Source organism: Nonomuraea basaltis (assembly GCF_005893125.1).
Classification (GTDB): Bacteria; Actinomycetota; Actinomycetes; order Streptosporangiales; family Streptosporangiaceae; genus Nonomuraea; species Nonomuraea basaltis.
Map to the genome: position 1 here is coordinate 1 of NZ_VCJS01000607.1, position 880 is coordinate 880.

Below are 880 nucleotides of genomic sequence, written 5' to 3' on the forward strand. Positions count from 1 at the left end.
TCCAGTCGCGCACCCGGCCGCCGGGCTGGGCCAGCTCGTCGGGGGTGTCGTGGGTGAGCGGGACGGCCAGCACGTCGGTGCGCTTGCCGAGGTGGCGGGCGGCCAGCTCGGAGAACTTGTCGGCGAGGCCGAGGAAGGCGTCGTAGTCGGGGCGGGTCTGCCAGGGCGGGGCGATGGCCGGGTTGAAGGCGTGCACGAACGGGTGCATGTCGGTGCTGGACAGGTCGTGTTTCTCGTACCAGGTGGCGGCCGGGAGCACGACGTCGGAGAACAGCGCCGTGGACGTCATCCGGAAGTCGATCGCGGTCAGCAGGTCGAGCTTGCCCTCCGCAGCCTCCTCACGCCAGGTCACCTCGGCGGGCCGCAGGCCCTCGGGGGTCTCCTCGTTGCGGGTCTCTGCGTCGGCGCCGAGCAGGTGGCGCAGGAAGTACTCGTTGCCCTTGCCGGAGGAGCCGAGCAGGTTGGCCCGCCACACGGTCAGCACGCGCGGGAAGTTGGCCGCATCTCCTGGGTCCTCGGCGGCGAAGCGCAGCTTGCCGGAGGTCAGCTCGCTCACCACGTACTCGGCCACGCCGATGCCCTTCTCGGCGGCCTCGTCGGCGAGCGTGAGCGGGTTGCGGTTGAACGTCGGATGCGACGGCAGCCAGCCCAGCCGCGCGGCCTGAGCGTTGCAGTCGGCGAAAGACCGGCCCTCGAACATGCCCGAGCCCAGCGGGCTGGCCAGCTCGTCGGCGCGGATGCGCTCGTAACGCCACTGGTCGGTGGCCAGGTACCAGAACGCGGTGCCGGCCATGTGCCTCGTGGGCCGCTGCCAGTCGAAGGCGAAGGCCAGGTGCTGGAAGCCGGTGATCGGGCGGACTTTCTCCTGGCCGACGTAGTG

General features: G+C 71.0%; 1 protein-coding gene. It reads right to left on the reverse strand.

Annotated elements, in window-relative coordinates; all coding sequences use genetic code 11:
• A partial coding sequence (locus tag EJK15_RS69645) for a molybdopterin-dependent oxidoreductase (protein WP_171075451.1) occupies positions 1–880 on the reverse strand: 880 nt, incomplete at both ends.